Raw genomic sequence first — 9,108 nt, forward strand, 5'->3', positions numbered from 1 at the left:
GTGCGTGGTGTGGAGCCTAGACACCTCCACCACACCGGAGGTCTTCGCCATGATCAAGACCCGACACTGTTAACAACGCTCGTGATCAATACACCTAGGCGGGCGGTCCCGGGGCCACCGTCCCTGGCCCCGCCCTCCCCGGTCGGGCAGGGCCAGGAATCGGGTGGCTAGACGCACTCCCACACGGCGGCCTGCGTGCCGGAGGACGTGCTGGCGCCGGGCATGTCCAGGCACATCCAGGTGGGGGCACCGCTCGGGGTGGTGCCGCTGATCCACCAGCCGGGGTTGCCGTCGATGTTGTCCGTGTCCCACCACTTCTGGTTCAGGCCGCCGTTGCAGTCCCACTGGATGATCTTGGCGCCCTTGCGTGCCGTACCCCCCGAGATGTCGAGGCACTTGCCGGAGTTGACGTTGCGCAGCTGGATGAACGTGCCGCCGTCGGTGACCTCCGACTTCCACAACTGCTCGCTCGCGGTCCCGCATTCGCCCTGGACCACCGGGGCCCCGCTGTCGTTCGAGCCGCCCTTCACCTTCAGGCACATGCCGCTGTGGACATTGGCGATCTCGTAGCGGCTGCCCCGCTTGCGCAGCTGCCACAGCTCGTTGGGGGCCAGCATGGCCCCCGGGGCGGAGGCGGTCTGCGCCGTGGGAACGGTGGCGGGGCGGGCCTCGGCGACAGCCTGGGGGGCCGACATCCCCGTCACGGCGATCAGGGTGACCAGACCCGAGCGGATGGACGTGCGCATCGTGGAATTCATGCTCAGTACCTTTCGTGCACGGCTCCGTCGAGGGGTTCGGCGGGCGCCGGTCGGATGGAGGTGGCGCCGGACCGCGGGGGCCGGTCCGGCGCGGTGCCCACTCTGTCCGCCGGCCGAGTCCGAGCGCATCGTGGAAGACCACGAACACGGTGTTCCGCGCGTTCTCGTGGTCAGTCCCGTGGCCCGCCCCCGGCGGTGTCCGCTCCGGCCAGGCCGGCCGCGAGCTGGCTGCGGCGGGTCACCTTCAACTTCCGGTAGGAACTGGTGAGATGGGTTTCCACCGTCCGCCGGGACAGGTGGAGCGCCTCGCCGATCTGGGCGTTCGTGTGCCCCTCGGCGGCGAGGTCGACGACGCGCCGTTCCGCTCCGGTCAGTGCCCCCGGGCCGGTCCGGGCCCGTGTCGTGGTGCGGGCGTTCGCGTCGCGCAGCGCGGCACTCGTCGCGCGCAGCAGTCGGCCCGTCGGCACGGTTGCCGGTTCGCCGCCCCCGTCGCCCGGGCCGCCCCCATCGCCCGGGCCGTCCGCGACCCCCGGGCCGTCGCCGACACCCGCAGGGGACAGCAGCCGGGCCGCCTCGGCGTCGGCGGTGCGCAGATCCTCCCGGCCCCTGCGGCCGAGCCCCGCCCCGATGCGCGCCCTGCCGAGGTCGATCAGGGTCTCGACGCGTTCCACCGGCGCGGGTGCTTCCTCCAGCAGGGCGGCCGCCTCGGTGAGGGACTCCAGGCCCTGCCGGCCGCCGACGGCCGCGGCGTGGGCCCGGAGAGCCCTGCCGACCGTCCGGGGGGTGCCCCAGTGGCGTGCGCGGCACAGTTCCTCCTCGGCCAGCTCCCGTGCCTGGCCCGCCCGGCCGAGACGGACCAGGGCGAGGGCCGCACCGGAACGCCACGGTGTGGCCACGGGGCTGACGAAGTCGCGGGCGCTCTGGCCGGTGCCGCAGGCGAGGTGGTCGTCGAGCGCGGCCTGCCACCGTCCTTCGAAGCCGTGGAGCAGGGCGCGCGCGTAGCGCAGTTCGTTCCACTCCCAGGAGCTGTCCGCGGTGGTCTCGTCGGGTGTGGAGAGGAGCTGCCAGGCCTGGTCGCGCAGGCCGAGCTCGTACCGGGCGAGCGCCACCATGGAGACCAGGTGGGGTGCGCGGATGCCGCGTCCGGTGCAGGTGTGTGCCAGGAGGGTGTTCTCGGCGACGACGCGCCGGAAATCACCCGCCCAGAGAGCGGCTTCCGCCCGGGCACTGAGCAGGCATTGAAGGCCCGCGTCGGTCAGGTCCGGCGGCGCCGGCGGCGCGGGCAGCCCCTGCTGGGCGAGCGCCCGGGCGTCATCCAGCCGGTCGGCCCACTGCAACAGGGTGGCGGCGCTGCCGAGCCAGGCGGTGCGCAGTCGCGGGTGGACCGGTGCCCCGGCCAGCCGGGGCCGGATCCGGGCGAGGACCTCGGCCGCGGAGAGGAGCCCGGCACCGGTCTCGTACTCGGTGATCAGACCGCAGACCAGCGGTTCGACGGCGGGCGGGGCCGTGGGAGCGAGGGTGCGCAGGCCCGCGATGGCATCGCGCCAGGCGACCGCGTCGTGCGAGGAGACGAGGGCGGTGACCGTCCGCAGAACGTGCACCAGCTCGTCGTCGTCGGTGCCGCTGCTCGCCCGGTGCAGGACCCTCAGCGCGCTGTCCGTGTGCCCGCGGGCCGCGAGGGCCGCGCCGAGAGCGGGTGCCGCGGCGGCGCGTTCCTGGCGGTCGGGGTGCAGGTCGAGGCCCGCCCGGAGCCGGCGGACGCCTGCCGCGGCGCTGTGCGGGAACTCCAACGATCCGAGGCGCAGCGTGAGGTCGGCGTGCCGGTCCCGGGCCAGCGGCGGCCGCGTGCGCAGGGCGTGGCGCAGCAGGCCGGCGGCCTCTTCGGTGTGCCCGGCCCGCACGGCGTCGTCGGCCGCCTCCTCCAGGCAGCGGGCCATCCACCGCGCGCGCGGGCGCTCCAGGTGCAGCAGGTGGGCGGCGACGGCCGCGGCGGGGGCGCCGCGGTCGTGGAGCAGCCGGGCGGCCCGGGTGTGCAGGGCCGCCAGTTCGGTGGGGTCGGCCGCGTCCAGTACGGCTTCGAGGGCGAGCGGGTGGGAGAGCAGCCGGGCCAGCCGCGGCGTGCAGGGCGCGGCCGCGTGGCGGGCCGGACAGAGCGTCAGGGCTTCCTGGAGCAGGGCGGAACCGGTGGCGGGGGAGCACCGGGCGGTGATGGCGAGGGCCAGGGCGATGTGGCGGGGCTCGTCGTCGGCGCGGTTGCCGGATCCACCGGGCGAGCGCGGCGCGGTAGCGGGCGGGCGGAGCACCGCCCTGCCGGTCCGGGGTGTGCCCGGATCCCGGGCCGGGGGAGGCGGCGGAGTCGGCCAGGTCGGCGAGGAGGGCCTGTACCAGGGCGGGGTTGCCCGCGGAGGCGTCCCGGCACGTGGCACGCTGCTCGGGAGCCAGCCCGCGCTCGCGCGCGAGCCGTGTGACGGCGTCCTGCCCGAGCGGGGGGAGCGGGTGGCACACGCCCGTGGTCCGGGGCAGCCAGGTGACGTCGGAGTGCTCACGGCATTCGGTCGCCAGCAGCAGGATCGGAAGTCCGGCGATCCGGCGTGCCAGGTAGCCGGTCCAGCGGCGTGACACCAGGTCCGCGCAGTGCAGGTCGTCGACGGCCAGCAGCACGGGCCGGACCGCCGCGGTCCGGGTCAGCAGGTCCAGGAGCCGGTGGAAGACCTCTTGCTCCTGCTGCGGGGCGGCGTCGGCGAAGGGAATGCCGTCGGCGCCGGGGAACACCTGGCGTACGAGGGCGAAGGGGAAGGCGGTCTCCTCGGGCGAGCAGCGCGCCGACAGCACGCGCATGCCGTGGTCGGAACCGGCCCGGCGGACGACGGTGTCGAGCACGGCGCTCCGGCCCCGGCCGGGCGGCGCGGCCAGCATCAGCCAGCTGCCCCTCCCGGAGCGCGCCCGGGCAGCGGCGGCGGCCGCGGCCAGGAGTACGTCGTCGCGTTCGACCAGTACGTGTGTCACTTCCGCCCTCCCACCCCTGTGCAGACGGCTGCGCGCCGTCCGTGAGGGCCCGGAGGGCCCGTAGGGAATCATGGAGGGACGGGGTGCGATAGGTGGGATGATCTTCGGTCAGATTTGCCGGAAACGGCATTATTGGGGCCATCTCGGCCAAGTGGGCAGCGGATTGACTGAATCCGATGGCGACGCAGATCAGATGGTCGGCCTGGATCAGGTGGCCGGCATGGATCAGCTCGCGGCGATCCTGGCCAGCAGCGCGGGCAGGGCCGTGCCGATCGGCTCGCGGACGACCTCGTCGGCCAGGGAGTCGTACGGCGTCTCCTCCGCGTTCACGATGATCAGCCGGGCCCCGGCCTCGGCGGCCATCCCGGCCAAGGACGCGGCGGGCTGCACCTGCAAGGTGGAACCGACGGCGATGAAGACCTGGCACCCCTTGGCCACGGCCATCGCGTGCCCCAGCACCACGGGGTCGAGCCGCTGCCCGAACATCACGGTCGCCGCCTTCAGGATCCCGCCGCACACCAGGCAGGCGGGATCCGGTTCCCCGGCGGCGACCCGGGCCAGCGCCTCGTCCATGCCGGACCGGGCGTGACAGGCCGTGCACACCACCGACCGGGCGGTGCCGTGCAGCTCGAACACCTTGCGCGCGGGCATCCCGGCGAGCTGGTGCAGCCCGTCCACGTTCTGGGTGATGACCCGGACGGGGGTGCCGCCGCGTTCGAGCTCGGCCACGGCCAGGTGCGCGGCGTTCGGCCGCGCCCCGACCGCCCCGAGCTCGGCCCGCATCAGCCAGGACCGGCGCCGGATCTCCGGATCGGCCATGTAGTACTCGTACGTCACGAGCTTCTCGGCGTCCGGCTCCCGGCGCCACAGGCCCTGCGGCCCCCGGTAGTCCGGAATTCCGGAGTCGGTGGACATCCCGGCCCCGCTGAACACTGCGACAAGCGGCTTTCCCATGCTCCGACCCTACGTACCGGCGCCGGGCGCCCGCGACCCCATTACGGCGCCCCGGCCGCGAGGACGCCGGAGGGTCGTTTCTTCGGTGAATCCCGCCCCCCACAGGAGTGAGATCCTCGCGGCTCCCTCCCGGTGCACCGGCCAGCCGGGTACAAAACCGGACATGATGCTCAAGCCCCACAGCCTTGGCGCCCTGCTGCTGACCCTGCTCGCGCTGCCGGCCCTGTCGTCCGTCCCCGCCCACGCCGCGCCGGCCCCGGCCGTCGCCCCCGTCGCGGTCGTGGAGGGGCACACCGCCGATCAGATCAGTCGCTTCCTCGCCACCTTCTACGGCGCCCACGGTCCCTCCCCGCACGACCGCGAGCAGTACGTCTCGCAGAACCTCAAGGACAGACAGCAGGTGGATACGGACTCCGACGTCCTGCTCTGCTCCCAGAACGAACCGCAGAACATCGGCATCGGCCCGGTCACCGTCGCCCGGGCGGCCGGCGTCGGCTGGGCCACCGTCACCACCCACTGGGCCGGCGGGGTCACCGATACCTTCACCGCGTACGTCCGTCTCGACTCCAGGCCCATCCGGCTCGACGACGTGATCTGCGCGGGCTGAAATCCGTACGGTGATCCGCGGTGCCGTCCGTAGGGTGGGCGCATGCCGACGACGACCGCGACCACCACCGTCCTCTACTGCCGCGACCCGCTGCACGAGCGCCGGGCCGACGCCCACTTCGCGGCGGAGGCCCGGCAACTGCGCGCCACCGGCGGCACGGCCCTGCTCGTCGACCACGACGCGCTGCTCGCCGGGGACCCCGAGCGGGCGGTGGCGCGGGTGCCCGAGGGAACGGGAGCCGTCTGGTACCGGGGCTGGATGCTCCCCGCGGGACGGTACGCCGAACTGGACGCCGCCCTGCGCGGGCGCGGCGCCGAACTCGTCGTCACCCCCGAGGCGTACCGGCGGGCGCACGAACTCCCCGGCTGGTACGGGACCTTCGCCGGCCTCACGCCGGTCAGCGGCTGGCTGCCCATGGAACCGGGGGAGCTCCCGGACCCGCAGCGCCTCGCGGCCCTCGCCGCAAGGCTGCCGCCGGGGTCCGCCGTGGTCAAGGACTACGTGAAGTCCCGCAAGCACGAGTGGACCGAGGCCTGTTACGTGCCCGACCTCGCCGACGCGGCCGCCCTGCACCGGGTGGTCGCACGCTTCGTCGAACTCCAGGACGAGTTCCTGGCGGGCGGGGTGGTGCTGAGGGCGTTCGAGACCTTCGTCGCCCCACGGGCGGCGGCCGCGGAGGTGCGCGTGTGGTGGCGGGACGGGGTGCCCCGGCTGGTCACCGCCCACCCCGACAGTGCGGTCGCCGAGGTCCCCGAGGTCCCCGAGCCGGACCTCGCACCGGTACGGGCGGCCGTCGGGGCGCTGGACTGCCCCTTCGTGACCACCGACCTCGCGCTGCGCGCGGACGGGGTCTGGCGGGTCGTCGAAGTGGGCGACGGACAGGTCAGCGACCTCCACCGGGAGGTCGATCTCACCGCGTTCGTACAGCTGTTGACGGCTGGTCAGGCACTCCTGCGCACGCCGTCCGCATCTGGTACAACACCGGCATGACGGGATTCGAGATCACCGGCGCGAGCGCCGCCGACATGGAACTGATGCGCGGCTGGGCCGACGAAGAGGGCTGGAACCCGGGGGACTCGGACCGTTTCGCTTTCGCGGTGGCCGACCCGGAGGGCTTCCTCGTCGGCCGGCTCGACGGCGAACCGGTGGCCTGCATCTCCGCCGTCCGGTACGGGGCCGGCTTCGGCTTCATCGGGCTCTACATCGCCCGCCCGGCCTTCCGCGGCCAGGGCTACGGCATCCGGCTGTGGCACGCCGGGATGGAGCGCCTCGACGGCCGGCTCGTGGGCCTGGACGGGGTCGTCGCCCAGCAGGACAACTACCGCAAGTCCGGCTTCCTTCCGGCCTGGAACAACGTCCGCTACGAGGGGGTCCCCGCGGGGTACGTCGACGGCGCGGCCGAGAACGAGGTCGGAACCGGTGCCGGGGTCGGGGCCGGGGTCGAGGCCTGGGCCGGGACCGACGCCGGGGTCGCGATCGTGGACGCGGCCTCGCTGCCCTTCGGTCTGCTCGCTGCCTACGACCGGCGGTTCTTCCCCGAACCGCGCCCCGCCTTCCTGTCCGCCTGGACCGGGCTGCCCGGCCGGACGGCACTGGCAGCCGTCCGCGACGGCCGGATCGAAGGCCTCGGTGTCATCCGCCCGTGCAGCGCCGCCCACAGGATCGGTCCGCTGTACGCGACCGACCCGGCGGTGGCGGGCGCCCTGCTGCGGCGGCTCGCCCGGCACGCGCCCGGAGGCGTGGTCTCCGTGGACGCGCCGGACGCGAACCCGCAGGCCGCGGCACTCCTCGCAAACCTCGGCCTGGTCCCGGTCTTCGAGACCGCCCGGATGTACACCGGCCCGGCCCCGGACCTCGCCCTGGCCGAGCTGTTCGGGGTGACCAGTCTCGAACTGGGCTGAGAGCGCGGGTGGTCGACCCGTCACCCCCTGCCGGTGCAGGGCCCTGTGAGCCGGACGGCGGTCGCACGGCGCCGCCCGGCCCGTCGTGTCACGGGGGGTCAGAAGTCGAACAGCACGCCCGTGGTGTTCCGGAAGCCGCACGGATTGGCGAAGGTGTACGTGTAGCTGAGCCGGCGGCCCTGCCAGACCCCGTCGGCCGTCACCGTCATCGGGTTCCACTCCCTGGTACACACCGCGTCGGCGGCCGGGGCCGCGAGCGGGTCCAGCCGGGAACCGTTCGCGCGTAACTCGGCGCACGCGGCGACCGGGTTCGGGTGCGTCCCGCCCGGCGTCGGCGCACAGACGAGCGTCACCGCACGCAGCACCGTGCCGCTGTCGGCGTCCTGTCCCGCCGTCACGCCGAGCACGAGTGCGGACGGCGCGTACAGGCTCTCCGTACCGGCCGGCGCGGCCCCGGCCGTACCCGGCCAGGCCAATGCGGTGAGCGCGGTGAGCGCCATGGCGGCGGAACCGAGCCCGAGACCCCTTGCGATGGACCGCATTTCGAACACTCCCTTGGGTTGGCGTTTCGGATAGCGGACAGAGTCTTGCCCACGCGGGCCGTGAACGCCCGTTCGCACCCCCATTTCTCGTCACCCATCGTGTACGGATGAGTGCAGACCGCAGCGGTGCGAGGGGGCTGACCTGTGGGGGAGCGCCCCGCCGAATCGGCCGAACACCGACCGGGAAACGCCTCCGAAACCTTTGGTCGACCGGCCGTGATCGGCCCGGACGGGGTCGAGAACCCCCTCCGGGGGTAGGGCTGGCCCCACCCCCGGAACACCCTCCAGGCCCGCTGCGCCGGGCCGTCCGGGACGGTTGGGTCGAGGCATGGAAAACGACGCGATCCAACTTAGGGACGTCAGCCGGGTCCACGGGACCGGCGAGCAGGCGGTCACCGCCCTCGACCAGGTCTCCCTCGACTTCCCCCAGGGCACCTTCACCGCCGTCATGGGCCCCTCCGGCTCCGGCAAGTCCACCCTGCTGCAGTGCGCCGCCGGACTCGACCGGCCCACCTCCGGCACCGTCACCATCGGCGGCACGGAACTCGGCGCACTGAGCGAGACCCGGCTGACCCTGCTGCGCCGGGACCGGATCGGCTTCGTCTTCCAGGCGTTCAACCTGCTGCCCGCCCTGACCGCCGAGCAGAACGTGGCCCTGCCGCTGCGCCTCGCCGGCCGCCGCCCCGCCGAGGCCGAGGTCCGCGAGGTCCTGGCCCGGGTGGGCCTGGCCGAACGGGCGCGGCACCGGCCCGCCCAGCTGTCCGGCGGCCAGCAACAGCGCGTGGCTCTGGCCCGCGCGCTCATCACCCGCCCCGACGTGCTCTTCGGCGACGAGCCCACCGGCGCCCTGGACTCCCGGACCGGACGCGAGGTGCTCACCCTGCTGCGGGCCATGGTCGACACCGACCGCCAGACCGTCGTCATGGTCACCCACGACCCCGTGGCCGCCTCCTACGCGGACCGTGTCGTCTTCCTCGCCGACGGCCGCCCGAACGGCGAACTGTCCGGCGCGAGCGCCCCGGACATCGCCGCCCACATGACCGCGCTGGAGGCCGCGCCGTGCTGAGCATCGCCCTGCGCACCGCGCGCACCCGCTGGGTCACCTTCGTCGGAAGCTTCCTCGCACTGGCCCTCGGTGTCGGCCTGATCGCCACCATGGGCCTCGCGCTCGCCGCCACCCTGGACGCCCCGCAGCGCCTGCCCGAACGGTTCGCCCAGGCCCCCGTCGTCGTCAAGGGCGACGACGGGGGCCTGGGCGAACCGTTCGGGCAGGCGCTGCGGGGCGTCCAGGGGTGGTCTCTTTAAAAAATTTTAACGTGCCGAAGAAAAAAAAAGGTGGA

8 protein-coding genes and 2 pseudogenes are annotated in these 9,108 nt (G+C 73.9%); 5 read left to right on the forward strand and 5 right to left on the reverse strand.

Features of this window, described 5'->3' with window-relative positions; translation table 11 throughout:
* Positions 1-167: 167 nt before the first annotated feature.
* From PV721_RS37460 to PV721_RS37475, 4 genes and pseudogenes are all read right to left on the reverse strand, one after another.
* Positions 168-758: an RICIN domain-containing protein gene (locus PV721_RS37460; RefSeq protein ID WP_319732419.1), complete on the reverse strand. Its 591-nt coding sequence runs from the start codon at positions 756-758 to the stop codon at positions 168-170.
* Positions 759-928: 170 nt separating this feature from the next.
* A complete protein-coding gene (locus tag PV721_RS37465; RefSeq protein WP_319732420.1) occupies positions 929-3,061 on the reverse strand; it encodes a helix-turn-helix transcriptional regulator in 2,133 nt (710 codons plus the stop codon).
* 340 nt (positions 3,062-3,401) lie between these two features.
* Positions 3,402-3,836, reverse strand: a pseudogene (locus PV721_RS44160) (AAA family ATPase); the annotation flags it as partial.
* Between the two features lie 153 nt (positions 3,837-3,989).
* Positions 3,990-4,718: an SIR2 family NAD-dependent protein deacylase gene (locus tag PV721_RS37475; RefSeq protein WP_319732423.1), complete on the reverse strand. Its 729-nt coding sequence runs from the start codon at positions 4,716-4,718 to the stop codon at positions 3,990-3,992.
* A gap of 163 nt (positions 4,719-4,881) precedes the next feature.
* Between PV721_RS37475 and PV721_RS37480 the strand changes: the two genes are divergently transcribed.
* From PV721_RS37480 to PV721_RS37490, 3 genes are read left to right on the forward strand one after another with little or no spacing between them, the layout of a single operon-like run.
* On the forward strand, positions 4,882-5,325 hold the full coding sequence (locus tag PV721_RS37480) for a hypothetical protein (protein ID WP_319732424.1): 444 nt from the start codon (positions 4,882-4,884) through the stop codon (positions 5,323-5,325).
* A gap of 42 nt (positions 5,326-5,367) precedes the next feature.
* Entirely contained in the window at positions 5,368-6,315 is a 948-nt protein-coding gene (locus PV721_RS37485; RefSeq protein ID WP_319732426.1) for an ATP-grasp domain-containing protein, read from the forward strand.
* Positions 6,312-7,226: a GNAT family N-acetyltransferase gene (locus tag PV721_RS37490; protein ID WP_319732428.1), complete on the forward strand. Its 915-nt coding sequence runs from the start codon at positions 6,312-6,314 to the stop codon at positions 7,224-7,226. The genes PV721_RS37485 and PV721_RS37490 overlap by 4 nt, the downstream gene beginning before the upstream one ends.
* A gap of 98 nt (positions 7,227-7,324) precedes the next feature.
* Here PV721_RS37490 and PV721_RS37495 read toward each other — a convergent pair whose 3' ends face one another.
* The gene (locus PV721_RS37495; RefSeq protein WP_319732430.1) at positions 7,325-7,768 is read right to left on the reverse strand and encodes an SSI family serine proteinase inhibitor; all 444 of its coding nucleotides are present in this window, start codon (positions 7,766-7,768) and stop codon (positions 7,325-7,327) included.
* A gap of 328 nt (positions 7,769-8,096) precedes the next feature.
* Between PV721_RS37495 and PV721_RS37500 the strand changes: the two genes are divergently transcribed.
* Positions 8,097-8,834 carry an ABC transporter ATP-binding protein gene (locus tag PV721_RS37500; protein WP_319732432.1) on the forward strand — a complete coding sequence of 246 codons (738 nt, stop codon included), beginning with the start codon at positions 8,097-8,099 and terminating at the stop codon, positions 8,832-8,834.
* Positions 8,828-9,013 (forward strand): annotated as a pseudogene (locus PV721_RS37505) (hypothetical protein); the annotation flags it as partial. The gene PV721_RS37500 and the pseudogene PV721_RS37505, both read left to right, overlap by 7 nt.
* Positions 9,014-9,108 lie beyond the last annotated feature (95 nt).

This window comes from Streptomyces sp. MB09-01 (assembly GCF_033794505.1).
Taxonomy (GTDB): Bacteria; Actinomycetota; Actinomycetes; order Streptomycetales; family Streptomycetaceae; genus Streptomyces.